The organism is Chromobacterium sp. IRSSSOUMB001 (assembly GCF_023507765.1).
In the GTDB taxonomy this organism is placed as follows: domain Bacteria; phylum Pseudomonadota; class Gammaproteobacteria; order Burkholderiales; family Chromobacteriaceae; genus Chromobacterium; species Chromobacterium haemolyticum.
On the sequence record NZ_JALCYU010000006.1, the window covers coordinates 99,423 to 124,850 of the forward strand.

General features: G+C 64.3%; 20 protein-coding genes. 14 read left to right on the top strand and 6 right to left on the bottom strand.

Annotated features, from left to right (window positions below):
* Positions 1-20 precede the first annotated feature (20 nt).
* From MOV80_RS09810 to MOV80_RS09835, 6 genes are all read right to left on the bottom strand, one after another.
* On the bottom strand, positions 21-2,756 hold the full coding sequence (locus tag MOV80_RS09810) for a pitrilysin family protein (RefSeq protein WP_249605081.1): 2,736 nt from the start codon (positions 2,754-2,756) through the stop codon (positions 21-23).
* A gap of 317 nt (positions 2,757-3,073) precedes the next feature.
* The gene (gene rodA, locus MOV80_RS09815) at positions 3,074-4,168 is read right to left on the bottom strand and encodes a rod shape-determining protein RodA (RefSeq protein WP_019103926.1); all 1,095 of its coding nucleotides are present in this window, start codon (positions 4,166-4,168) and stop codon (positions 3,074-3,076) included.
* Entirely contained in the window at positions 4,149-6,089 is a 1,941-nt protein-coding gene (gene mrdA, locus MOV80_RS09820) for a penicillin-binding protein 2 (RefSeq protein WP_081574417.1), read from the bottom strand. Before mrdA ends, rodA begins: the two co-directional genes overlap by 20 nt.
* 15 nt (positions 6,090-6,104) lie before the next feature.
* Complete coding sequence (mreD, locus tag MOV80_RS09825) at positions 6,105-6,608, bottom strand: rod shape-determining protein MreD (protein WP_019101651.1); 504 nt, start codon at positions 6,606-6,608, stop codon at positions 6,105-6,107.
* Between the two features lie 6 nt (positions 6,609-6,614).
* Positions 6,615-7,520: a rod shape-determining protein MreC gene (mreC, locus tag MOV80_RS09830; RefSeq protein WP_249605082.1), complete on the bottom strand. Its 906-nt coding sequence runs from the start codon at positions 7,518-7,520 to the stop codon at positions 6,615-6,617.
* Between the two features lie 139 nt (positions 7,521-7,659).
* The gene (locus MOV80_RS09835; protein ID WP_043592385.1) at positions 7,660-8,703 is read right to left on the bottom strand and encodes a rod shape-determining protein; all 1,044 of its coding nucleotides are present in this window, start codon (positions 8,701-8,703) and stop codon (positions 7,660-7,662) included.
* Positions 8,704-9,069: 366 nt separating this feature from the next.
* Here MOV80_RS09835 and gatC point away from each other — a divergent pair, with 366 nt between their 5' ends.
* The 14 genes from gatC (at position 9,070) to murC (ending at position 25,416) form a co-directional block, all read left to right on the top strand.
* Positions 9,070-9,357, top strand: coding sequence for an Asp-tRNA(Asn)/Glu-tRNA(Gln) amidotransferase subunit GatC (gene gatC, locus MOV80_RS09840; protein WP_043592439.1), 288 nt, complete (start codon positions 9,070-9,072; stop codon positions 9,355-9,357).
* Between the two features lie 111 nt (positions 9,358-9,468).
* Positions 9,469-10,920 (top strand): Asp-tRNA(Asn)/Glu-tRNA(Gln) amidotransferase subunit GatA, encoded by a 1,452-nt coding sequence (gatA, locus tag MOV80_RS09845; RefSeq protein ID WP_249605083.1) that lies wholly within the window; start codon positions 9,469-9,471, stop codon positions 10,918-10,920.
* Between the two features lie 152 nt (positions 10,921-11,072).
* A complete protein-coding gene (gene gatB, locus MOV80_RS09850) occupies positions 11,073-12,500 on the top strand; it encodes an Asp-tRNA(Asn)/Glu-tRNA(Gln) amidotransferase subunit GatB (protein WP_118266363.1) in 1,428 nt (475 codons plus the stop codon).
* A 375-nt stretch (positions 12,501-12,875) separates the two neighbouring features.
* Complete coding sequence (mraZ, locus tag MOV80_RS09855; RefSeq protein WP_039755270.1) at positions 12,876-13,322, top strand: division/cell wall cluster transcriptional repressor MraZ; 447 nt, start codon at positions 12,876-12,878, stop codon at positions 13,320-13,322.
* Complete coding sequence (rsmH, locus tag MOV80_RS09860) at positions 13,319-14,281, top strand: 16S rRNA (cytosine(1402)-N(4))-methyltransferase RsmH (protein ID WP_019102081.1); 963 nt, start codon at positions 13,319-13,321, stop codon at positions 14,279-14,281. The genes mraZ and rsmH overlap by 4 nt, the downstream gene beginning before the upstream one ends.
* Positions 14,278-14,550, top strand: a complete 273-nt coding sequence (gene ftsL / locus MOV80_RS09865) for a cell division protein FtsL (RefSeq protein WP_019102080.1) — start codon at positions 14,278-14,280, stop codon at positions 14,548-14,550. The genes rsmH and ftsL overlap by 4 nt, the downstream gene beginning before the upstream one ends.
* Entirely contained in the window at positions 14,550-16,298 is a 1,749-nt protein-coding gene (locus MOV80_RS09870; RefSeq protein ID WP_019102079.1) for a penicillin-binding transpeptidase domain-containing protein, read from the top strand. The genes ftsL and MOV80_RS09870 overlap by 1 nt, the downstream gene beginning before the upstream one ends.
* A gap of 7 nt (positions 16,299-16,305) precedes the next feature.
* Positions 16,306-17,787, top strand: a complete 1,482-nt coding sequence (locus tag MOV80_RS09875) for a UDP-N-acetylmuramoyl-L-alanyl-D-glutamate--2,6-diaminopimelate ligase (RefSeq protein ID WP_043635481.1) — start codon at positions 16,306-16,308, stop codon at positions 17,785-17,787.
* Positions 17,784-19,145 carry a UDP-N-acetylmuramoyl-tripeptide--D-alanyl-D-alanine ligase gene (gene murF, locus MOV80_RS09880; RefSeq protein ID WP_118266366.1) on the top strand — a complete coding sequence of 454 codons (1,362 nt, stop codon included), beginning with the start codon at positions 17,784-17,786 and terminating at the stop codon, positions 19,143-19,145. Before MOV80_RS09875 ends, murF begins: the two co-directional genes overlap by 4 nt.
* A gap of 22 nt (positions 19,146-19,167) precedes the next feature.
* A complete protein-coding gene (gene mraY, locus MOV80_RS09885) occupies positions 19,168-20,232 on the top strand; it encodes a phospho-N-acetylmuramoyl-pentapeptide-transferase (RefSeq protein WP_211104354.1) in 1,065 nt (354 codons plus the stop codon).
* An 8-nt stretch (positions 20,233-20,240) separates the two neighbouring features.
* The gene (gene murD / locus MOV80_RS09890) at positions 20,241-21,620 is read left to right on the top strand and encodes a UDP-N-acetylmuramoyl-L-alanine--D-glutamate ligase (protein ID WP_107732962.1); all 1,380 of its coding nucleotides are present in this window, start codon (positions 20,241-20,243) and stop codon (positions 21,618-21,620) included.
* Complete coding sequence (ftsW, locus tag MOV80_RS09895) at positions 21,617-22,774, top strand: putative lipid II flippase FtsW (RefSeq protein ID WP_019102074.1); 1,158 nt, start codon at positions 21,617-21,619, stop codon at positions 22,772-22,774. The genes murD and ftsW overlap by 4 nt, the downstream gene beginning before the upstream one ends.
* A 130-nt stretch (positions 22,775-22,904) precedes the next feature.
* Positions 22,905-23,987 (top strand): undecaprenyldiphospho-muramoylpentapeptide beta-N-acetylglucosaminyltransferase, encoded by a 1,083-nt coding sequence (murG, locus tag MOV80_RS09900; RefSeq protein WP_039755268.1) that lies wholly within the window; start codon positions 22,905-22,907, stop codon positions 23,985-23,987.
* Between the two features lie 37 nt (positions 23,988-24,024).
* On the top strand, positions 24,025-25,416 hold the full coding sequence (murC, locus tag MOV80_RS09905) for a UDP-N-acetylmuramate--L-alanine ligase (protein ID WP_249605084.1): 1,392 nt from the start codon (positions 24,025-24,027) through the stop codon (positions 25,414-25,416).
* Positions 25,417-25,428: the final 12 nt, after the last annotated feature.

Consider the following 25,428-nt stretch of genomic DNA (forward strand, 5'->3'; position numbering starts at 1 on the left):
CCAGCCGGCGCAAGGCCGGATCAGGGGCGCTTGAAGTCGCCGGCGTAGACCTGGAGCAGTTGGGCCGGGTTGATGTGTTTGCGCAGCGCGGCGTTGACCTGCTCCACCGTCAGCGCGGCGATGGCGGCATCCACCTTGGCGTTGAACTCCATGCCGCGGCCGATCTGCAACTGGCCGTCCAGCGCGCCGCTCAGTGCGCCGTCCTGAGCGCGGGCGATTTCCCTTTCCTGTTGCAGCGCCTTCTTGGCGTCGGCCAGCTCGGCGGCGTTGACGCCGTCGCGGATGAAGCGCGTCAGCTCCTCGGCCACCCCCTGTTTCAGCTTGTCCAGGTTCTGCGGCGCGTAGATGGCCACCAGGCTCAGGCTGGCCACCGGCTCGAAGCTGCCGGCCTTGAACTGGCTGCCGGCGTAGTAGCTGATGCCGTCCTTCTGGCGCAGGCGGTCCAGCAGTCGCGATTTGACGCCGCCGCCCAGGATCTTGTTGGCGACCAGCATTGCCGGGTAGTCGGCGTCGCTGTCCCGCATCGCCAACGGCGCGGTGGCCAGGTAGAAGGCGTTGGCTTTGTCCTTGGCCTGCAGTTGTTGTTGGCCCGGCTTGGCCGGCGGCAGCAAGCTGGGCGCGCGGCTGTACGGCACAGGGCTGTTCCAGCCGCCGAACAATTTTTGCAGCTGGCTTTGCGCGGCCTTGGCGTCGAAGTCGCCGACCAGGGCGAAGCGGGCGTGGTTGGCGCCGTAGAACTGGCGGTGGAAGCGCTTGAGCTCGTCCAGCTTGGCGGCTTTCAGCTCGGCGGCGGCCTCGTCCAGCGTCGGACGGTAGCGCAGATCGCCCTTGCGATAGATGTTGAGCGCCTGGCCAACAGCCTGGGTGGCCATGGCCTGCGGCTCGTTGCGCTGGGCGTCGATGGCGGTCAGTTCTTCCTTGCGCAGCAGCTCGAACTCGTGTTCCGGGAAGCTGGGCTGCTTGAGCAGGCCGGCGATCAGGTCCAGCAGCGCCGGCAGATGGGCGCGGGTGGTTTCAAAATCCACGCTGACTTCCTGACCGGAGCCGGAAATGCTGAGCTTGGCTTTCAGCTGATCCAGGCGATTGCTGATTTCGGCGCGGCTGAGCTTGCCGCTGCCGCGTTCCAGCATGTCGGCGGCGAGGCTGGACACGGCGCCGCGGCCGAACAGGCTTTTCTCGTCGCCGAAGGCGAAGCTGAAACTGCCGTTGACGGTTTCGCCGCGGGTCTTCTTGGACAGCAGCGCCAGCTTGGCGCCGTTGGCGAGCGTGGTTTTCTCGGTGCGGGCGTCGATATTGGCCGGGCTGGGATCGAAGGCCTCGCCCTGGCTGATCGCGGCGCGGCCCTTGTAGCCGTCCACCAGCTTGGCCACGTCCGGCGTGGCCGGGATCACACTGCGGTCCGGCTTGGCGGTGGGCACGAACTGGCCGTAGGTGCGGTTGGACGGCTTGAAGTAGTTTTCGGCGGCCCGCTCCACGTCCTTGACGCTCAGCGCCTCGATGCGGTCGCGGGTCAGGAAGAACAGGCGCCAGTCGCCCTTGGCGATGGCCTCGGACATCTCCACCGCCAGCTGCTGCGGATCGTTCAGGGTCTTGTCGATGTCGTTGAGCAGGCTGGTCTTGGCGCGCTTGAGTTCGGCCTCGGTCACCGGCTTGCTCTTGAAGCCTTCGATGGCGGCGAGCAGCGCCTGGCGCGCGTCGGCCAGTTTTTGGTCCTTGTTCAGCTCTGCCCAGAAGATGATGTAGCCGGGTTCGGCCAGCGCGAACGGCCAGGCCTCGACGCCGACGGCTTTCTTGCCGCCCACCAGCGCCTGGTACAGCCGGCCGTTGGGCGTGCTGGCCAGGATGTCGGCCAGCACGAGGATGGCCGCCGCGTCCGGGTGGCTGCCGGCGGAGATTGGATACAGCACCGCGGCCAGCTGGGTGTCGCCGATGCGCTCCACGGTCAGCTCGCGCGCGCCGTCGCGCTGCGGCTCCTCGGTCCAGGTGGGCGTCAGCTGGCGCTGCGGCTTGGCGATCTTGCCGAAGGCCTGCCGGACGACGGCCAGCGTCGCCGCCGGGTCGAACTTGCCGCTGATCATCAGCACCGCGTTGTCCGGCTGGTAGTACTTGCGGTAGAAGGCCTGCAGATTGTCGATGCGGACTTTTTCCACGTCCGAGCGCGCGCCTATGGTGTTGTGGCCGTAGTTGTGCCAATCGTAGCTGACCGCGGTCATCTGCTTCCACAGCACGCGGCGGGGATTGTTTTCCCCCATCTCCATTTCATTGCGCACCACCGAGAACTCGGTGTCCAGATCGCTCCTGGCGATCTTGCTGTTGACCATGCGGTCGGCTTCCATTTCCAGCGCCCAGCGCAGATTGTCGTCGTTGGCGGGGAAGGTTTCGTAGTAGTTGGTGCGGTCCAGGAAGGTGGTGCCATTGAACTGCATGCCGCGCTTGCCCAGCTCCTGCATCAGATTGCCGCTGCTGGGCGTGCCCTTGAACAGCATGTGTTCCAGCAAGTGGGCCATGCCGGTTTCGCCGTAGCTTTCGTGACGGCTGCCCACCAGATAGGTGATGTTGACGGTGGTGGTGGGCTTGGAGGCGTCCGGCGCCAGCAGGACGCGCAGGCCGTTGGGCAGCCGGTATTCGGTGATGCCTTCCACGCTGGTGTAGGCTTGCAGCTGGCTTTGGCTGGCGACGACGGGTTCGGCGGCGATGGCCGGCAGGGTGTGGCCCAGGGACAGGGCGAGCAGCAGGCTCAGGATCTTGATGCGCATGCGGTGGCGTTTCCTCTGGCATGAATGCGGGACAGGGCGCGCGGCGGCGCCGGAATTCTATAGGCTTGCGATTTTGCCTGCGTTCGTCAAGTCGGAAACCTTCCGGGCATGACGTAAGTCTGGGGCAAACAGGGGTAGGCCGCCGCGGCGGGGCATTGGTTCCCGCCATGGAACTCAGAGCCTGTTTACGATCTCGCGAGCAAGAGCGAGACAAGGCGGAAATGACCGAAGAAGCGGAATGTACATACGGTACATGAGCATTCTGAGGTCATTTCCAACGGCGTGTCGCCGAAGCGCAGCAGATCGTAAACAGGCTCTCAGCGTTTTAGATTGCTGATGCTCATCAGCATGCCCATGCCGACGAACAAGGTGACGGTGGCGGTGCCTCCGTAGGACATGAAGGGCAGCGGCACGCCCACCACGGGCAGGATGCCGGACACCATGCCCATGTTGACGAAGGCGTAGACGAAGAAGGACAGAGTGATGGAGCCGGCCATCAGCCGGCCGTACAGCGTTTGCGCGCTGGCGGTGATCATCATCGCGCGGCTGAGCACCAGCAGATAGAGCACCAGCAGAAGCACATTGCCGGCCAGGCCGAACTCCTCCGAGTACACGGCGAAGATGAAGTCCGTGGTCCGCTCCGGGATGTAATCGAGGTGGGTCTGAGTGCCGTTGAGCCAGCCTTTGCCCCAGGGGCCGCCGGAGCCGATGGCGATCATGGACTGGATGATGTGGTAGCCGTCGCCCAAGGGGTCGGTGGTGGGGTCTATCATGGTCAGCACCCGGCGGCGCTGGTAGTCGTGCAGCAGGTTCCAGACGATGGGCAGGCTGGCGGCGCCCAGGCCGATGCCGGCGAAGATCACTTTCCAGGGCAGGCCGGCGAAGAACAGCACGAACAGGCCGGCGGCGGCGATCAGCAGCGTGGTGCCCAGATCCGGCTGCTTCAGCACCAGCGCGCTGGGCACGGCCATCAGCAAGGCGGCCACCAGGTAGTGCCACCAGCGCATTGATAGTTCGTATTTCTGGAAGAACCAGGCCAGCATCATCGGCAACGCGATCTTCATGATCTCGGACGGCTGGATGCGGGTAATGCCCAGTTCCAGCCAGCGGGTGGAGCCGTTGACGGTGACGCCCTTGAAGTGGACGGCCAGCAGCAGCAGCACGCCCAGCCCGTAGATGGGCGGCGCGAAGTTCATGATGCTTTGCGGCCGCATGCGGGCGATGATCCACATGATGATCAGCGACAGGCTGGTGTAGATCAGCTTGTTGTCTATCTTGTCGAAGGACTGGTTGTTGGCCGAATACAGCAGCACCATGCTGACCACGAAGATCATGCCCAGGAACAGCATCAGCCAGCCGTCCAGCGGTTCTTGGATCTGTTGCCAGACGCGTTTAATTAGAGAGGTCTGCATTGTCGTTGGCGGTGTCGGTGGGCATGGTCTTCAGTGTGCCTTCGATGTCTTTCGGCACCTTGCCCAGCAAGTAGTAATCGAACAGCGCGCGCACGATGGGCGCGGCGGCGGCGGCGCCGAAGCCGGCGTTCTCCACGATCACCGCCACGGCGATGCGGGGCTTGTCCACCGGGGCGAAGGCGATGAACCAACTGTGGTCGCGGTATTGCTCGGCCAGGGCGGAGGCGTTGTACTTGGCGCCTTGTTTGATTTGCACGACTTGGGCGGTGCCGGTCTTGCCCGCCATCGAGTACTGCAGGCCCACGCCCAGCCGCGCGCCGGTGCCGCGCGTCATCACGCCCTCCATGCCGCGCTTCACGTATTCGAAGTTTTCCTGCTTGAACGGAATCTGGCGGATGGGCATCGGTTCGATGATGCGCGCCTTGCCGCTGCGGGTGTCCACCACTTGCTGCACCAGGTGTGGCTTGAACACCTGGCCGTCGTTGGCGAGGATGGCGGTGGCGTTGGCCATTTGCAGCGGGGTGTAGGCGTTGAAGCCCTGGCCGATGCCGATGCTGACCACGTCGGCCGGATACCAGCGGCGGAATTCCTCTTTGTAGCGGGAGAAGCGGCGCGCCTTCCATTCCTTGGACGGCAGCACGCCTATGGACTCGCCGTCCAGGTCGATGCCGCTCTTGCTGCCCAGACCGAACTGCGCCAGCGCAGGGTGGATCTTGTCTATGCCCATGTCCCAGGCCAGCTTGTAGAAGAAGGTGTCGCTGGAGACTTCGATCGCGCGCTGCAGATTGATCATGCCGTTGCCGGCCTTCTTGCTGTCGCGGAACTGGTGGCTGGAGCCGGGCAGGGTGAAGTAGCCGGGCGCCGGGCGGATGTCGCGCATGCCGATGGCGTGGTTCTCCAGCGCCGCCATCGCCATGAAGGGCTTGAAGGTGGAGCCGGGCGGGTAGGTGCCGCGCAGCGCGCGGTTGATCATCGGCTTCTGCCAGTCGTTGTTCAGATTGGTCCAGGTCTGGGTGTCGATGCCGTCGATGAACAGATTGGGGTCGAAGCCCGGCTTGGACAGGAAGGCGAGCACGCCGCCGGTGGACGGCTCTATCGCCACCAGCGCGCCGCGGCGGTTGCCGAACAATTTGTCCGCCATTTCCTGCAGGCGGATGTCCAGCGCCAGCTTCAGGGTATTGCCGTTGACCGGCGGCGTGCGGCGCAGCGAACGCACCGCGCGGCCGCCGGAGTCGGTTTCCACCTCCTCGAAGCCGACTTTGCCGTGCAGGTCGTCCTCGTACACCGCTTCCAGACCGGTCTTGCCTATGTAGTTGGAGCCCTTGTAATTGGCGGTTTTTTCTTCCTCTTCCAGCCGCTCCTTGTCGCGCTGGTTGATGCGGCCGATGTAGCCGAGCACATGGCTGGTCATTTCCTTGAACGGATAGTCGCGGAACAGCCGCGCCTTGACTTCCACGCCAGGGAAGCGCCAGGCCTGGGCGGCGACCCGAGCGGCCTCTTCCTCGCTGAGCTTGGTTTTCAGCGGGATGGATTCGAAGTTTTTGCTTTCAGTCAGCAGGCGTTTGAACTGGCGCTCGTCACGCGGGGTGATCTCCACCAACTTGCGCAGCTCGGCCTCGGTGGCGGCCAGGTCCGGGATCTTGCTGGGCGTCAGCTCCAGCGTGTAGGCGGAGTAGTTCTGCGCCAGCACCACGCCGTTGCGGTCCAAAATCAGGCCGCGGTTGGGCAGGATGGGCACCAGCGAAATGCGGTTGTTCTGAGCCAGCGTGGAAAAGTGTTCGTGCTGCAGCACTTGCAGCCAGATGAAACGCGTGAGCAATACCAGAAACATCAGCACGATCAACGCGTAAGCGACGATCAAGCGCAGCTGGAACTGGCTGTCTTCGGCCTGCGGGTTCTTGAAACGGGTGGGTTGAGGCATGGACGGTCCGCGGCGCTACACCGCGTTGTGGCGGTAGGGCATCAGCATCAGCTTGGTCAGCAACGGCCATAGCAGGGCGCCGATCAAGGGCGGCAGGAAGTAACCCCAGCCGACGAAGGCGGAGCCGGTGAGCATGCGCACCACCACCATGATGATCTGGTTGGTCAGCAACAGGCCCAGCACCACCAGCGTTTGCTGGCCCAGGTTGAACATCACCACCTGGCGCTGGCGCGCCAAGGCCAGATAGGCTGTGATCGAATAGGCCAGCGCGTGCTGGCCGAACAATCCCGCGGTGGAGATGTCTGCCACCAGGCCCAGCAAGAAGGCGGTGCCGATATTGACCCGGCGCGGCTGGTTGATCACCCAGTACAGAATCAGCATGCCGATGAAATCCGGCAGCCAGCGCGTGCTGCCGTGCGGCAGCGGGATCAGTTCGATCAGGACGGCGAAGATGAAGGTGAACAGGATGAAGCGGCGCTTCACCGGTTTGAGCAGTTCCTTGGGGCGCTCGAACGTCATCGGGGCTTACTCCTCGGCGGCGGCTTTCTTGCCGCCCCTGCTCTTTTTGACGATGGGGGCCGGTTCCGGCGGGCGCGGCGGCGCCTGCTTTTCGCCCAGCACCAGCATGTAGCGGGTTTGCTGCACGCCGGCTAGCGGCGCGGTGGCGATGCGTGCGAAGGTGGCGCCTTGGTTTCGCTCCACCCGGGTCACGCGGGCCACCGGGATGCCGGCGGGATAAACGCCGTCCACTCCGGACGTGACGATGTGATCGCCGTCCTTGATGTCGGCGCTTTGCGGCAGATAGCGGATTTCCACGCCGCCGCCGTAGCCGTACAGGATGGCGCGCTGGCCGGTGCGGGTCACCATGACCGGCACCATCTGGTTCTTGTCTATGACCAGAGTGACTTCCGCGGTCAGCGGCTGCACCCGGGTGACTTGGCCTAGCAGGCCGGTGGCGTCCACGACCGGCTGGCCGGCCTTCAGGTTGGCGTCGCTGCCTTTGTCGATGATGATTTTGTAGGAAAACGGATCGCGGCCGGTATACAGCGTTTCGGCCATCTGCGCCTGTTGGTGATAGCTGGACTTGATGCCGTTTAGCTTGCGCACTTCGTCCAGTTCCCGTTGCAGGGTTTGCAGCCGCGACAGTTGCGCCGACATTTCCAGCTGGCGCACGCGCAAGGCGGTGTTTTCCTGTTTCAGTTCAGTTTGGGAGCTGAGAAAGTCGCTGACGTGGCGCATCGCCTGCGCGGGCATGTTCACCGCGCGCTGTACGGGGTAGAGCGCCAGCGAAGTGGCTTCGCGCGCCTGTTCCATCAGGCCGAAATAGCTGTCGCCGACCAGGAGCGCCACCGAGGCGGCCACGGCCATGGCCAAGCGCGCGCCGGGCGGCGGCCCGGAGCGGAAAAAGCTGGGGGTGTTGGCAAAGTCCATCGGCTCAGACCTCGCCCCTTGACACGGGGCGCTGTGCTTCAAAAACGGGCGCGCTTGCCGCGCGCCCGCCATCATCGCTTGCTTTACGAGCGGCCGCCGCCGCCGGAGCCGGGCTCAGGCGGACGGCGGCCGTTCCGGTTTAAGGGACGTTGGTGAAAATAGTGCCAATCTTGTCCATTTTCTCCAGCGCCTTGCCGGAGCCGCGCACCACGCAGGTCAGCGGTTCTTCGGCCACGAACACCGGCAGGCCGGTTTCTTCGGCCAGCAGGCGGTCGATGTCTTTCAGCAGCGCGCCGCCGCCGGTCAGCACCATGCCCTTGTCGGCGATGTCGGCACCCAGTTCCGGCGGAGTTTGTTCCAGCGCGATCTTCACCGCGGACACGATCTGGTTCAAGGGTTCGGTCAGCGCTTCCAGGATTTCGTTGGACGACACGGTGAAGGCGCGCGGAATGCCTTCGGCCAGGTTGCGGCCCTTGACTTCCATTTCGCGCACCTCGGCGCCCGGGAAGGCGGAGCCGATGGTCTTCTTGATTTCTTCGGCGGTGGTTTCACCGATCAGCATGCCGTAGTTGCGGCGGATGTAGTTGATGATGGCTTCGTCGAACTTGTCGCCGCCGACGCGGACGGAGTTGGAATACACCACGCCGCCCAGCGAAATCACGCCGACTTCGGTAGTGCCGCCGCCGATGTCCACCACCATGGAACCGGTGGGTTCCTCAACCGGCAGGCCGGCGCCGATGGCGGCCGCCATCGGCTCTTCGATCAGTTCCACGCGGCGCGCGCCGGCGGCCAGCGCCGAGTCGCGGATCGCCTTGCGCTCCACCTGGGTGGAGCCGCAGGGCACGCAGATCACGATGCGGGGGCTGGCGGCGAAGAAGCGGTTGGGGTTCACCTTCTTGATGAACTGCTTGAGCATCTGTTCGGTGACGGTGAAGTCGGCGATTACGCCGTCCTTCATCGGGCGGATCGCCTGGATGCTGCCCGGGGTGCGGCCCAGCATGCGTTTGGCTTCCAGGCCCACGGCCAGGATGGATTTCTTGTTGGTGGGCGCGTCGCTGTGAATGGCGACAACCGAGGGCTCGTCCAGCACGATGCCTTTGGCGCGCATGTAGATGAGGGTGTTGGCTGTGCCAAGGTCAATGGCGAGGTCGTTGGAGAAGTATCCGGTCAGCGAACGAAACATTGGGCGATCCTGGTCAGTTTTCGTCATGTGGCGGACGCGCCGTCGCGTCCGCGTTTAATCTGTTGTTTGTTGTCTACTCGTACGACCCGAGTCTACCCGCCGCGTGGCAAAACGACGCTTGGCGCCCACTGGGCGACACCGGCTAAGCGGCTTCGCCCGGCTGGCCTTGCGCATCATTTTCCGACGCTGTGTCGGGTTGATGAGGCCTGCACGATCCGGCCCCGGCGCGGCGGCTTGCCGCCTGTCGGCCGCGCGGTGAAAGCGCTGCCGAAATAACGCCGTGGCGTGATGTCGATCTTGGGAGAATCAAGCGGGCTATGATACCCTATAACGCTTGAAATATTAAAGGTTTTGAACGAGGACACCATGTCGCTGACGCATCAGGATGTCGCACGAATTGCCAAGCTTGCCCGCATCAATGTCAATGAAGCGGAAATTGCCGCGACAAGCAAGCAACTCAATAATATTTTTGGCCTGATCGAACAGATGCAAGCGGTGAACACCGACGGCATCGAGCCGATGGCCCATCCGCAGGATGTCTCTTTGCGTTTGCGCGAAGATATCGTTACCGAAACCAATCAGCGCGAAGCTTTCCAGGCCGTGGCCCCGCAAGTGGAAAAGGGCTTGTTCCTGGTTCCCAAGGTCATCGAGTGATGCTCTGATTGCCTGCGCCGGTTTAGGTTCCCCCCGCGCGGGAGGCCGGCGCCGGTCGCTGTCTGAAAGGACGGCGGCGCCATTCCCGGATAGCTAAAGATTCCATTTGAAATGACACAGTCTACTTTAAAGCAACTGTCGCGGCAGCTGGCGGCCAAGGAAGTCTCCAGCGTTGAGCTGGCCACCCAATATCTGGATCGGGTCGAGGCGCTGAACCCGGCGCTCAACGCGCTGGTCACCGTCGACCGGGCCAAGACCCTGGCCGAAGCCGCGGCCGCCGACGCGCGCATCGCCGCCGGCGACGCCCATGCGCTGACCGGCGTGCCCATCATCCACAAAGATCTGTTCTGTCAGCAGGGCTGGAGAACCAGCTGCGGCTCCAAGATGCTGGACAACTTCGTGTCGCCTTACAGCGCTCACGTGGTTGAGCAATGCCAGGCCGCCGGCCTGGTGACGCTGGGGCGCGCCAATATGGACGAGTTCGCGATGGGTTCGTCCAACGAGAACTCCTTCTACGGCGCCGTGAAAAATCCCTGGGACCAGAAGGCGGTGCCGGGCGGCAGTTCCGGCGGTTCCGCCGCCGCCGTGGCCGCGCGGCTGACGCCGGTGGCCACCGCCACCGACACCGGCGGCTCCATCCGCCAGCCGGCTTCCCATTGCGGCGTTACCGGCATCAAGCCGACTTACGGCGTGGTGTCCCGATACGGCATGGTGGCCTACGCCTCCTCGCTGGACCAGGGCGGCCCGATCGCGCAGACCGCCGAGGACTGCGCGTTGATGTTGAATGTGATGGCCGGCTTCGACCAACGCGACTCCACCAGCCTGGAACGCGCCCGCGAAGACTACGCCCGCGATCTGAACCAGCCGCTGGCCGGCCTCAAAGTGGGCCTGCCGCGCGAATACTTCGCCGCTGGCCTGAGCGCCGACGTGGCGCGCGCCGTGGACGAGGCGGTGGCGGTGTTGAAGAAGCAGGGCGCGCAGGTGGTGGAAATCAGCCTGCCCAATACCGAGCTGTCCATTCCGGCTTACTACGTGATCGCGCCGGCCGAGGCCTCGACCAATTTGTCGCGCTACGACGGTGTGCGCTACGGCCATCGCGCCGCCGAGTACAAGGACCTGGTGGACATGTACGAGAAGACCCGCGCCGAAGGGTTCGGCAGCGAGGTCAAGCGCCGCATCCTGGTGGGCAGCTATGTGCTGTCGCACGGCTATTACGACGCCTATTACCTCAAGGCCCAGAAGATCCGCCGTCTGATCGCCAACGATTTCAAGGCCGCCTTCGAGCAGTGCGACGTGATTCTGGGGCCGGTGGCGCCGACCGCGGCCTTCGACATCGGCGAGATGAACGACGATCCGGTGCAGATGTATCTGTCCGACATCTACACGCTGTCGGTGAACCTGGCCGGCTTGCCAGGCATGAGCGTGCCGGCCGGCTTCAGCGGCAATGGCCGCCCGATCGGCTTGCAGATCATCGGCAACTACTTCGGCGAAGCCAAGATGTTGAACGTCGCGCATCAGTTCCAGTTGGCTACCGATTGGCACAGCCGCGCGCCGGTTTTGTAATTGAATGAATTAGCCACGGAAGTACACGGAAAGGCACAGGCAAACCCTGGCTTCCAAGGGGCGGATTAGCTGATGGGGGCTAGTGTCAGCCGTTTTTCTTCCGTGTTTTCCGTGTGCTTCCGTGGCAAAAATAATAGAAGGATTTTCCAACCATGAAATGGGAAGTCGTCATCGGCATCGAGGTGCATGTGCAGCTCAATACCGTCTCCAAGATTTTCTCCGGCTCCAGCACCGCCTTCGGCGCGGAGCCGAACACCCAGGCCTCCGCGGTGGAGCTGGCCTTTCCCGGCGTGCTGCCGGTATTGAACAAGGCGGTGGTGGACAAGGCCATCCGTCTGGGCCTGGCGCTGGACGCCAAGATCAATCAGAAGAACGTGTTCGCGCGCAAGAACTACTTCTATCCGGATCTCCCCAAGGGCTACCAGATCAGCCAGATGGACCTGCCCATCGTCGAGCACGGTCAGCTGAAGATCCTGGTGGGCGAGCAGGAGAAGGTGATAGGCGTGACTCGCGCCCATATGGAAGAGGACGCCGGCAAGAGCCTGCATGAAGACTTCCACGGCCTGTCCGGCATCGACCTCAACCGCGCCGGCACGCCGCTGCTGGAAGTGGTGTCCGAACCGGACATGCGCTCGGTGGACGAGGCGCTGGCCTATGTCAAAGCCTTGTACGCGCTGGTGACCTGGCTGGGCATCTGCGACGGCAATATGCAGGAAGGCAGCTTCCGCATGGACGTCAACGTGTCGGTGCGCCCGGAGGGGCAGAAGGAATTCGGCACCCGCCGCGAGATCAAGAACCTTAACTCCTTCCGCTTCCTGGAGCAGGCCGCCAAGTACGAAATCCAGTGGCAGATCGACACCCTGGAAGACGGCGGCAAAGTGCAGCAGGCCACCGTGCTGTTCGACCCGGATACCGGCGAGACCCGGATGATGCGCAGCAAGGAAGACGCGCATGATTACCGCTACTTCCCGGACCCGGACCTGCTGCCGGTGCGTATTTCCGACGAGCAGATCGCCCGCATCCGCGGTGAGATGCCGGAGCTGCCGGCGGCGATGCAAGTCCGTTTGGCCGAGACCTACGGCGTGTCCGCCTACGACGCAGCGCTGCTGACTTCCAGCCTGGCCCTGGCTCAGTACTTCGAAGCCGCGGCCAAGGCTTCCGGCCAGGGTAAGCTGGCCGCCAACTGGATCAACGGCGAGATCGCCGCGCGGCTGAATCGCGACGGCAAGGAGATCGCGGACTGCCCGATCTCGGCGGAGCGTCTGTCCGGCCTGATCGCGCGCATCGCCGATAACACCCTGTCCAGCAAGCTGGCCAAGCAGGTGTTCGACGCCTTGTGGGACAGCGAACTCTCCGCCGACGCCATCATCGAGCGCGACGGCCTGAAGCAGGTGTCCGACGTCGGCGCCATCGAGAAGATGGTGGAAGAAGCGATCGCCGCCAATCCCAAGGCGGTGGAAGAATTCCGCGCCGGCAAGGAAAAGGCGCTCAACGCCTTGGCCGGTCAGGTGATGAAGGCTTCCAAGGGCAAGGCCAACCCGGCCCAGGTGCAGGACATACTGCGCCAAAAACTGGCCTGATCCTGCGGGACTCCAGGACGGCGGCGCCGAATGCGGCGCCGCCGTCCTGTTTTTGTGCTGCGGCGCGGAAAGTGGTCTTGCATTGGACTGTCCTTGGAAATATTCCCAGGCCCGGGGTGTGGTGTTTCGGGAATAGTTCGAGTGTTAACAGCTCACTTTGACTGATGTTTTTAAGCCTCTGATTTGACAAGGAATCCGCTTTTTGCGCTGTCCGCTAAGTCATTGTCTCAAAAGGTGAATTAGAACTTCTCGATGTTGACCGTGGAGAAGTTCTTTCTTATAGTGGCGGAAAGTGGGGCGAAGTGGGTGAAAGTGGGGCATTTGCCCCAGGGGGCGACGGCCCCTTAGGTTTATTCGGTCAGCGGGCTCGAAATCATGATTGGTGGTGTCAGCATCTTGTCTCTCGATAGCAAGGGGCGTTTGGCTATTCCGGCTAAACACCGCGAGACACTGCTGTCCGCTTTCGGGCACAAACTGGTCGTCACCCTCGAGTCCCAAGACCACTTGCTGATCTACCCCGAACCCAACTGGCGTCCGGTCGAAGCCCGTCTGTTAGCCCTTCCCACCGGCAATCCCACTCTGAAACGTTACCAGCGCCTCGTGCTCGGCCACGCGGAAACGCTGGAAATGGACAGTGCCGGACGCATTCTGCTGCCCGCGCGCTTGCGCGATCTCACCGGACTCGACAAAGACGTCGCGCTGGTGGGCATGGGCAACCGCTTCGAGCTGTGGAACGCAGAGGAATGGGACAGCCAGACCGCTGACGCCCTGGCCATCGATCAAACCGATCTGGCCCAACACCTTGGAGACTTTACGCTGTGAGCACCACCCCTTTCGTGCACCTGACGGTGCTCTTGACCGAAGCGGTCGACGCGCTTGCCATCCGGCCGGATGGCACCTACGTCGATTGTACTTTCGGTCGAGGTGGCCACAGCCGCTTGATCCTGTCACGACTGGGGCCGCAAGGCCGCCTGATCGCCTTCGACAAGGATCCCGAAGCCATCGCCGTGGCCACGCGGCTGGCGGAGGAAGACCCGCGCTTTCAGATCGTGCACAACGGTTTTGAAGCGCTGGGGCAGGAACTGGACCGCCTGGGCGTGCCCCAGGTGGATGGCGTGTTGATGGATCTGGGCGTGTCCTCGCCGCAGATCGACGACGGGCGGCGCGGTTTCAGTTTCCGTTTCGACGCGCCCCTGGACATGCGTATGGATACCACCCGCGGCATCACCGCGGCCGAATGGTTGGCGACGGCAGACGAGGCCGATATCAGAGAGGTCATCAAGACTTATGGTGAAGAGCGGTTTGCTCGCAAGATCGCAGCAGCCATTGTTGCGCAAAGGGCTGACGCCCCCCTCCAGACCACGCGTGAGCTCGCCGTGCTCGTTGGGCAAAACGTCCGTACTCGGGAACCGGGTCAGGACCCCGCAACGCGTACCTTCCAAGCGATCCGGATCTTTGTGAACCGCGAGCTGGACGAACTCAAGGCGGTGCTGCCGCAGGCGGCGCGCCGCCTGGCGGAAAACGGCCGTCTGGCGGTGATCAGCTTCCATTCGCTGGAAGACCGCATCGTCAAGCAATACTTGCGCGACGCCAGCAGCGAGGAAAAGCTGCCGGCTTGGGCGATGGTGCGTGCTTCCGACATGGCGCAGCCACCGATGTCCACCGTGGGCAAGCCGGTGCGCGCGGGCGATGAGGAGGTGCGCGCCAATGCGCGCTCCCGCAGCGCCATCATGCGCGTGGCCGAACGCACCGCCGCGCCGTGGCGGGAGATCGACGCATGAACAAGCTCAACGCGATACTGCTGGTCATCGTGGTGCTGTCCGCCTGGTCGGTGGTCACCTCGACCCATGTGTCGCGCAAGCTCTACAGCGATTTGCAGAAAGAACGCAAATCCGCCCAGCAGCTGGAGATCGAGTTCGGACAGCTGCAGCTGGAGCAGAGCACTTGGGGCGCGCATGCGGTGATTGAGAAAGCCGCGTCCAGCCGCCTCGACATGCATACCCCGGATCCGCGTCAGATCCAGGTGGTTTCACCTGGAAAGGGGATGTGATGCGCACTTACTCCCCGCGCCATCAGCAACGCATCCCGGATGCCAGCCCCGCGCTGCGAATGAAGCCGGGCCGCGTGCGTTTCGTGCTGCTCATGCTGGCGCTGTTGTTCCTGGCGCTGATCGGCCGCGCGGTTTACCTGCAAGTGATGCAGCAGGATTTTCTGCAGAACCAGGGCGAGGCCCGTTTCCGCCGTGCGCTGACGCTGGAGGCCAACCGCGGCGTGATCACCGATCGCAACGGCGAACCGCTGGCGATCAGCTCGCCGGTGCAGACCATCTGGGCCAGCCCGGCGGACATGGAGCCGGTGCCGCCGGCCAAGCTGCGCGAACTGGCGGCGATGCTGGATCTGTCGCCGGAAGAGTTGTCGGCCAAACTGTCCGACCGCAAGAAAGAATTTGTTTACATCAAGCGCCAGATCAGCCCGGAGTTGGCCGACAAAGTAATGGCGCTGGGCGTGCCCGGCATCGCCAAGCAGCAGGAATTCCGCCGTTTCTACCCGGCCGGCGAGATTGTGTCCCACATCATCGGCTTCACCGGCGTGGACGGCAAAGGCCAGGAAGGCGTGGAACTGGCGCGCGAGAAGATGCTGGCCGGCAAGGATGGCCGCCGCGTGGTACTGAAGGATCGCCGCGGCCACATCATTGAAGACGTCGCCGCCATCGAGCCGCCGCGAGACGGCCAGAAGCTGGCGTTGGCGGTGGATCACCGCATCCAGTATTTGGCTTACCGCGAGCTGAAGGCGGCTGTGGAGCTTAACAAGGCCAAGGCGGGCAGCGTGGTGGTGCTGGATGCCCACACCGGCGAACTGCTGGCGCTGGCCAACTATCCGTCGTTCAACCCCAACAACCGCAGCGGTGTGACGCCGGAAATGATGCGCAACCGCGGCGTGATCGACCTGTTCGAGCCGGGTTCGACGATGAAGCCGCTGTCCATCGCGCTGGCGCTGGAAAACGGCAAGGCCGGCCTCAACACGGTGCTGGACACCCACACTTACATGATAGGCCCGGCCACCATCCGCGACGTGGCGCCGCGCCCCAGCCTGGACATCCTCGGCATCATCCAGAAATCGTCCAACGTCGGCACCAGCAAGCTGGCGCTGATGAGCTCGCCGGAACAAACCTGGAAGCATTACGACGCGCTGGGCTTCGGCCGCGCGCCGGAAACCGGCTTCCCCGGCGAGGCCGGCGGCCGGCTGCGAGACTGGCACAACTGGCGGCCCATCGAGCAGGCGACGATGTCCTTCGGCTACGGCATCTCGGTCAGCCTGATCCAGATGGCGCGCGCCTACACCGTGTTCGCCAACGACGGCGTGATGCTGCCTATCTCGCTGTACAAGACCAATACGCCGATGCCGGGCAAACGCGTGCTGGCGGAAAAGACCGCGCATGAAATGCGCGACCTGCTGATCGCCAACAGCCAGCCGGGCGGCGGCGCAGTAGGCGGCCGCATCATCGGTTACAGCATCGGCGGCAAAAGCGGCACCGCGCGCAAGCTGGAGGGCCGCACTTACGTGGCCAACAAGCACCGCGCGCTGTTCATGGGCTTCGCGCCGGGCAAATCGCCGCGCGTGATTGTGTCGGTGATGATAGACGAGCCCTCCGCGGGCAAATATTACGGCGGCGCGGTGGCTGCGCCGGTGTTCTCGCAGATCGCCGGCGGCGCGCTGCGAGTGCTGAACGTGCAGCCGGACGAGCCCTCCAACAACACTTTATTGCCGGAATCCACCCCGGTGCCGGTGGATTTTTGATCAAATCATGAAAAGCCGTTTGACCCCCATGCCGGATTGGAATCCGGCCGACATCAAGCAGTTGGGACTGCCCGTCAAGCGGGTGGAGACCGACAGCCGCCGCGTGCTGCCCGGCGACGTGTTCCTGGCGTGCCCCGGCCTGCATTCCGACGGCCGCGACTACATCCAGGCCGCGCTGGCGAAAGGCGCGGCCGCGGTGTTGTGGGACGATGCCGGCGGCTTCGCCTGGAACCCGCTGTGGCAAGCGCCCAATCTGCCGGTGCCGCATCTGCGCGACCGCATCGGCATGCTGGCGGCCGAGGTCTACGGTTACCCCAGCCGCGCGCTGCGCGTAATCGGCATCACCGGCACCAACGGCAAGACTTCTATTTCCCATTGGCTGGCGCAGGCTTTTTCGCTGCTGGGCCAGAAGGCGGCGCTGATCGGCACCGTCGGCAATGGTTTTTACGGCGAACTGACCGAAACGACCCACACCACGCCGGACCCGGTGACCATTCAGCAGAAACTGGCTGAATACCGCCGTCAGGGCGCGCATGTGGTGACGATGGAGGTATCCAGCCACAGCCTGGATCAAAGCCGCGTCAACGGCGTGGACTTCGCCACGGCGGTGCTGACTAATCTGACTCGCGATCATCTGGACTATCACGGTTCGATGGAAGCCTACGGCGAATCCAAGAAGAAGCTGTTTTTCTGGGAAGGCCTGAAACACGCGGTGATCAACGCCGACGATGAATTCGGCAGGCAATTGGCCGCCGAAATCGATCCGGCCCAGACCCAAGTGGTGACTTACGGCCTGGAGCAGGGCGATGTGCGTCCGCTGGCGCTGGCCGCGACGCTGGACGGCCTGCAACTGACGGTGACCACCCCCTGGGGCATCGCCGATGTGCGCACCGGCTTGGTAGGACGCTTCAACGCCGCTAATCTGCTGGCCTGTCTGGCCACCTTGTGCGTCAACGGCGTCAGCCTGCGCGACGCCGCCGCGGTGATGGCGCGCATCCAGCCGGCGCGAGGCCGCATGCAGAGCGTGGGCGGCGCGCACGAGCCGCTAGTGGTGATCGACTACGCCCACACCCCGGACGCGCTGGAAAAAGCCTTGTCCACCTTGGCCGAGATTCGCCCGGAAGGCGGCCGCCTGTTCTGCGTGTTCGGCTGCGGCGGCGACCGCGATCCGGGCAAGCGCCCGATGATGGGCGCCATCGCCGAGAAAATCGCCGACGTGGCGGTGCTGACCAGCGACAACCCGCGCACTGAAGACCCGCAAGCCATTCTGCGCGACGTGTTGGCCGGCATGGACGCCGCGCGCACTCACGTTGAGGTAGACCGCGAAGCGGCCATCCACTGGGCGGTGGGCCAGGCGCGCGCCGGCGACGTGGTGCTGGTGGCCGGCAAGGGCCATGAGGAATACCAGGACATAGCCGGCGTCAAACGGCCGTTCTCCGACTTCCGCGTGGCGGAAGAGGCGCTGACCGCTTGGGGGGAACGCGCATGATGACGCTGCTGCAGGCCGCCGAACTGGCCCGGGGCGCTTTGAGCGGCCCGGACGGCGACATCCTGCGCGTAGTGACCGATAGCCGCGAGGCCGGTCCCGGCGATCTGTTCGTCGCCTTGAAGGGCGAACGCTTCGACGCCCACGACTTTGTCGCCGAGGTTGTCGCCAAGGGCGCGGCCGCGCTGGTGCGCGCGGATTTTGACTTGCCCGGCGCGAGCCTGATCCGCGTCGACGATACCCGGCTGGCCCTGGGCCGGCTGGCTTCCGGCTGGGCGCTGCGCCAAGCGGCGCTGCGCATTGGCGTCACCGGTTCCAACGGCAAGACCACGGTCAAGGAAATGCTGGCGGCGATTCTGCGTCGCCACGCCGGCGCCGACGCGGTGCTGGCCACCGCCGGCAACTTCAACAACGACATTGGCCTGCCGCTGACCCTGCTGCGCCTGACGCCGGAGCATCGCTACGCGGTGCTGGAGATGGGCATGAACCATCATGGCGAGCTGCGTTACCTGACCGGCCTGGCCCGGCCGCGCATCGCGCTGGTCAATAACGCGATGCGCGCTCACTTCGGTTATTTCGGCTCCACCGAGGAGGTGGCGCGCGCCAAGGCGGAAATCTTCGAAGGTCTGGACGCCGACGGCGTGGCGGTGTTGAACGCCGATGACGCCAATCTGGCGCTGTTCCGCCGCGCGGCGGACGGCCATCGCCAGATCGCCTTCGGTCTGAACCCCGAAGCCGATGTTCACGCCGTCGACATCGAGCTGGGCGCCTTGAACAGCCGCTTCACACTGCGCTGCGCCGACGGCGAGCGGCGGATAGAACTGCCGGCGCCGGGCGAACACAATGTGCGCAACGCGCTGGCCGCCGCCAGCCTGGCCCTGGCCGCCGGCGTGCCGTTGGATGGCATCGCCACCGGTTTGGCGGCCTTCGGCGGGGCCAAGGGCCGTTTGCAGCTCAAGCAAAGTCCGCGCGGCTTGAGCGTGATCGACGACAGTTACAACGCCAATCCGGACTCGATGAAGGCCGGAATCGACGTGCTGACGCGCTTGCCCGCGCCGCGCTGCTTCGTGATGGGCGACATCGGCGAATTGGGCGAAGCCGCCGATGCGCTGCACGCGGAAGTGGGCGAGTACGCCCAGGCGCGCGGCATTGATCTGCTGCTGACCTTGGGCGAAGCCTCCCGTCACGCCGCCGTCGCCTGCGGCGCGGGCGGCAAACATTTTGATTCGATTGACGAGTTGTACGAGTTTCTCGACGCGCAGTTGCCGTCGGGTGCCTCCGTTCTGGTCAAGGGGTCGCGCTTCATGCGCATGGAACGGGTGGTGGAACACCTGATGCAACAATTTAGAGAGGAACAATAACGTGCTGCTCTGGCTGGCTGAAATGCTGGGCTCCCACATCCGGGCCTTCAACGTCTTCAACTACATCACGCTGCGCGCGGTGATGGCGGCGCTGACCGCGCTGGCGATCTCGCTACTGCTGGGGCCGTGGGTGATCCGCAAACTGACCGAGCTCAAAGTGGGCCAGGCGGTGCGCAACGATGGCCCGCAAACCCATCTGGTCAAGGCCGGCACCCCGACCATGGGCGGCTCGTTGATCCTGCTGGCCATCGGCCTGACCACGCTGCTGTGGGCGGACCTGTCCAATAAATACGTGTGGCTGCTGCTGGCGGTGATGTTCGGCACCGGCGCGCTGGGTTTTTACGACGATTGGCGCAAGGTGGTGTACAAGGACCCGAAAGGGGTGTCCGCCAAGTTCAAGATGGTCTGGCAGTCCGCCATCGCCATCGGCGCCGGCGTGTTCCTGATCGCCACCGCCAAGCTGCCGGCGTCCACCGAGCTGATCGTGCCTTTCGTCAAGACCATCTCCTATCCGCTGGGCGCGATCGGTTTCTGCATCCTGACCTATTTCGTCATCGTAGGCACTTCCAACGCGGTGAACCTGACCGATGGCCTGGACGGCCTGGCGGCCTTGCCCACCGTTCTGGTGGCGGCCGGTCTGTCCATCTTCGCCTATGTCGCCGGCCACGCGGTGTTTTCCAAATACCTGGGCCTGCCCTTCATTCCCGGCGCCCACGAGGTGGTGGTGTTCTGCGCGGCGATGTGCGGCGCCTGCCTGGGGTTCTTATGGTTCAACGCCTATCCAGCCCAGGTGTTCATGGGCGACGTCGGCGCGCTGGCGCTGGGCGCGGCGCTGGGCACCGTGGCGGTGATTGTGCGTCAGGAAATCGTGCTCTTGATCATGGGCGGCCTGTTCGTGATGGAAGCGCTGTCCGTGATGATCCAGGTGGCTTCGTTCAAGCTCACCGGCAAGCGGGTGTTCCGCATGGCGCCGCTGCATCACCACTATGAATTGAAAGGCTGGAAGGAAACGCAAGTGGTGGTGCGTTTCTGGATCATCACCATGATGCTGGTGCTTGCCGGCCTGTCCACCATCAAGCTGCGTTGAGGAAGAACATGGATTACGCGAATCGTCACGTCGTGGTGGTGGGCTTGGGAGGCTCGGGCCTGGCGGCCGCGCGCTACCTGGCCGCGCACGGCGCGCGCGTGAGCGTGGCCGACGCAAAACCGTCGGCCGAGCGCGTGGCCGAACTGCGCGCCTTCCTGCCGCAGGCGGAAGTGCGCGGCGGCGACTTCAACGAACAGACCTTCGCCGACGCCGACCTGCTGGTGCTGAGTCCGGGCGTGCCGCTGAAGAACCCGGCCGTCGCCGCCTTCCGCCAAGCCGGCGGCGAGGTGATAGGCGATATCGAAGTGCTGGCGCGCGCGATTCGCGGCGACGGCAGCAAGGTGATCGCCATCACCGGCTCCAACGGCAAGAGCACAGTCACCAGCCTGGCCGGCCATCTGTGCGCCGTAGCCGGCCTGGACGTGGTGGTGGCCGGCAATATCGGTCTGGCGGTGCTGGAAGCGCAGCTGGAGCGCGAGCAAAGCGGCAAGCGTCCGGACGTGTGGGTGCTTGAACTGTCCAGCTTTCAGCTGGAATCCACTTACAGCCTGGAGGCCGACGCGGCCACGGTGCTGAACATTTCCGAGGACCACCTCGACCGTTACGACGACCTGCTGGACTACGCCCACACCAAGACCCGGGTGTTCCATGGCGCCGGCGTCCAGGTGCTGAACCGCGACGACGCGCTGGTGCGCGCGATGGTGCGGCCCGGCCGCGCGGTCAAATGGTTCTCGCTGACAAAGAATGCCGCATTCGCGTTGCAGCAGGATGACGGCAGCTACTGGCTGAGCCTGGACGGAGAGCGGGCCTTCGATTGCGCCGAAATGCGTCTGCAGGGCCTGCACAACGCCGCCAACGCGCTGGCCGCGCTGGCTTTGTGCGAAGCCGTGGGCGCGCCGCGCGCGGCGCTGCTGCAAGGGCTGAAAACCTTCCAGGGTCTGGAACATCGCGTCGAACTGGTAGACGAAATCGGTTCGGTTGCGTTTATCGATGATTCCAAGGGCACCAATGTCGGTGCCACCGAGGCGGCCCTGAACGGCATGACCCGTCCGGTGGTGTTGATCGCCGGCGGTGACGGCAAGGGACAGGACTTCGCGCCGCTGGCGCCGGCCTGCCGCCGCATCGCCCGCGCCGTGCTGTTGATTGGCCGCGACGCCGGCAAGATTCGCGCCGCGCTGGCCGCCACCGGCCTGCCGCTGCAGGACTGCGCGACGCTGGAAGAAGCCACCCGCCGCGCGGCGGAACTGGCGCGGCCCGGCGACGTGGTGCTGCTGTCGCCAGCCTGCGCCAGCCTGGACATGTTCCGCAACTACGCGCATCGCGCCCAGGTGTTCATCGACGCCGTGCGCGAGCTGAAGGCGCGGCAAGCGGAGGCGACGCGGCCATGATCGTGCACGGAGCCCGGCGCTACGCCGCCATCAAGCCGTTCGACGAAGCGCTGTCCTGGGCGCTGGCCCTGCTGTTGTCGATCAGCCTGGTAATGGTGTACTCGGCGTCCATCGCTTACGCCGAGGCCGACGCGGCCACGCACAACCGTTACTTCTATCTGATCCGTCACATGATCTTCATGACGATAGGGCTGAGCGCGGCCTATATCGCCTTCCAGATTCCAACGGCGTTTTGGCAGAAGTACTCCGGCAAGATTTTTCTGATTGGGCTGGTATTGCTGGTGCTGGTGCTGATTCCCGGCATCGGCAAGATGGTCAACGGCTCGCGGCGCTGGATCAACTTGATCGTGTTGAACCTGCAGCCGTCCGAAGTGATGAAGTTCGCCACCGTGCTGTACGCGGCGGATTACACCGTGCGCAAGAGCCATCTGCTGCACAGCCTGAAAGAAGGCTTCGCGCCGATGTTCGCCGCCATGGTAGTGGTGGCCTTCCTGCTGCTGCGCGAGCCGGACTTCGGCGCGCTGATGGTGGTGATGAGCATCGCGATGGGCGTGCTCTTCCTCGGCGGCATCAATATGCGCATCTTCAGCGGGCTGGCGGTGATGGCGGTGGGCGCCATCGTGGTGCTGATCATCTCCTCGCCGTATCGCTTGAAGCGGGTGTTGGGCTTCATGGACCCGTGGGACGACCCGTACGGCAAGGGCTATCAGTTGTCGCACTCCTTGATCGCCATCGGTCGCGGCGAGTGGTTCGGCGTCGGTCTGGGCGGCAGCATAGAGAAGCTGTTTTACCTGCCGGAGGCGCATACCGACTTCATCATGGCGGTGATTTCGGAAGAGTTCGGTTTTGCCGGCATTTGCGTGGTGGTGGGTTTGTACGCCTGGATTGTGCGGCGCGCCTTCCACATCGGCGTGGAGTCGAAAAAGCTGGAGCGCTATTACCAGTCGCTGGTGGCGCAGGGTCTGGGCATCTGGCTCGGCATCCAGGTGTTTTTCAACATCGGGGTGAATATGGGCCTGCTGCCGACCAAGGGTTTGACCTTGCCGCTGATGTCCTTCGGCGGCTCGGCGATGTTGATGAATTTGATCGCGGTGGCGGTGCTGCTGCGGGTTGATTATGAAAACCGCCGCATCATGCGCGGCTACAAAGTGTAGCCGCACATGAGCAGCGCTGTCAGGCGCGTGAGGGCGTAAGCCCGTAGGTGGCGGTTTCTGCGAGCCCGAAGGGCGAAGCAAAAACCGGCGCATGATGCGCGGCAACGAGAGTTAACGGAACGGATTAGAGATGGCGAATCGCACGGTCATGGTGATGGCGGCTGGTACGGGTGGACACATCGTCCCCGGCCTTGCCGTGGCCAAGGAATTGCAAAACCGGGGCTGGAACGTGGTGTGGCTGGGCACCCGGCGCGGCATGGAGAACAAATTGGTGCCGCCCACCGGCATTCCGCTGGAGCGGCTGAACTTCCACGGTGTGCGCGGCAAGGGCCTGTTGGGCTCGGCCAAGGGCGCGTTGCAGCTGCTTGGCGCTTTCTTCAGCAGCGCGGCGCAGATTTTCCGCCATCGCCCGGACGTGGTGCTGGGCATGGGCGGCTACGTCTGCCTGCCCGGCGGCGTGATGGCGGGCCTGCTGTGGAAGCCGCTGGTGTTGGTGAACGCCGACGCCGGCCTGTTGTTGAGCAACAAGGCCTTGCTGCCGTTCGCCAAGAAACTGGTCTGCGGTTTCGATGGGGACGCGGCGCGCAACGGCAAGGCCCTGGTCACCGGTAATCCGGTGCGCGGCGAGATCGAGAGCATCGCCCCGCCGGCTGAGCGTTTTGCCGGCCGCGGCGGGCCGCTGAAGGTGCTAGTGGTGGGCGGCAGCCTGGGGGCCAAGATTTTGAATGACACTTTGCCGCAGGCGATGGCCAAGTTGCCGGCCGACAAGCGACCGCAATTGACGCACCAGACCGGCGAAGCGAATTTCGCCGTGGTCGAAGCCGCTTATCAGGCCGCTGGCTTGCGGGATCAGGTGGAATTGTTGCCCTTTGTCGACGACATGCCTAAGCGCCTGGCCGAATGCGACTTGGTGATTTGCCGCGCCGGCGCGATCACGGTCAGCGAATTGTGCGCGGCCGGCGTGCCCAGCGTGCTGGTGCCGCTGGTGGTGTCCACCACCGGCCATCAGCGCGACAACGCCGAGTGGATGGCGAAGGCCGGCGCGGCCTGGCATCTGCCGCAGAAAGAATTGAACGCCGATGGGCTTGCGGGCTTGTTGGCGGGTTTGGATAGAGACCAGTTGCTGGACAAGGCCGAACGCGCGCGCGCGCTGGCCCATTCCGGCGCGGCCGGCCGGGTGGCCGACCTGTGCCAGCAACTGGCCAGGGAATGACAGGGCGTCATATGAGCGCTCAAGCAGAGACACAGACATGAAACACAGGGTCAAACACATACATTTCGTCGGCATCGGCGGCGTGGGCATGTGCGGCATCGCCGAGGTGCTGTACGGCCTGGGCTTTACCGTGTCCGGCTCCGACATGACGGAGAGCGCTACCAGCAAACGGCTGATCGATCAGGGCATTCGCGTGTTCTACGGCCACGACGCCACCTATATGCACGGCGCCGACGTGGTGGTGACCTCCACCGCGGTCAAGTCCGACAATCCTGAAGTGCTGGAAGCGCGCGCCAACAAAATTCCGGTGATCCCGCGCGCGCTGATGTTGGCTGAGTTGATGCGCTTCAAGCAGGGCATCGCCATCGCCGGCACCCACGGCAAGACCACCACCACCAGCCTGACCGCCTCGGTGCTGGGCGCGGCCGGTTTGGATCCCACCTTCGTCATCGGCGGCAAGCTGACCGCGGCCGGCACCAACGCGCGGCTGGGGTCCGGCGAATTCCTGGTGGCCGAGGCCGACGAATCGGACGCCTCCTTCTTGCATTTGACTCCGGTGATGGCGGTGGTGACCAATATCGACGCCGATCACATGGACACCTACGACCACAGCTTCGACAAGCTCAAGCAGGCTTTCGTGGACTTTCTGCAGCGCTTGCCGTTCTACGGCCGCGCGGTACTGTGTGTGGACGACCCCAATGTGCGAGAGATCCGCGGCCGCATCACCAAGCCGGTGACCACTTATGGCCTGGACGATTCCGCCGACATCTACGCGGAGAACGTCCGCGCCGCGGCCGGACAGATGCATTTCGACGTGGTGGTGAAGAACGGCAAGGAAGTGCGCTTCCCGGTTGTGCTGAACATGCCGGGCCGCCACAACGTGCTCAACGCGCTGTCCGCCATCGCCATCGGCCTGGAGTGCGGCGCCAGCGTGGAAGCTATCCAGCAAGGCCTGGCCGAGTTCGCCGGCGTCGGCCGCCGCTTCCAGCGCTATGGCGAAGTGCCGGCCAAGGACGGCGGCAGTTTCACCCTGGTGGACGACTACGGCCACCATCCGGTGGAAATGGCCGCCACGCTGGCCGCGGTGCGCGGCGCCTTCCCGGACAAGCGTCTGGTGCTGGCCTTCCAGCCGCACCGCTACACCCGCACCCGGGACCTGTTCGAGGACTTCGTCAAAGTGCTGTCCGGCGTGGACGCGCTGCTGTTGTCCGAAGTCTACGCCGCCGGCGAAGCGCCCATCGTCGCCGCCGACGGCCGCGCGCTGGCGCGCGCGGTGCGGGTGCTGGGCAAGGTGGAGCCGGTGTTCGTCGAGGACATCGCCGAGATGCAGCAGACCATTTTCGATCAAGCTCGCGACGGCGACGTGGTGGTGACCATGGGCGCGGGCTCCATCGGCGCGGTGCCGGCCAAAGTGGCGGCGGGCGCGTGATGATGAATGACA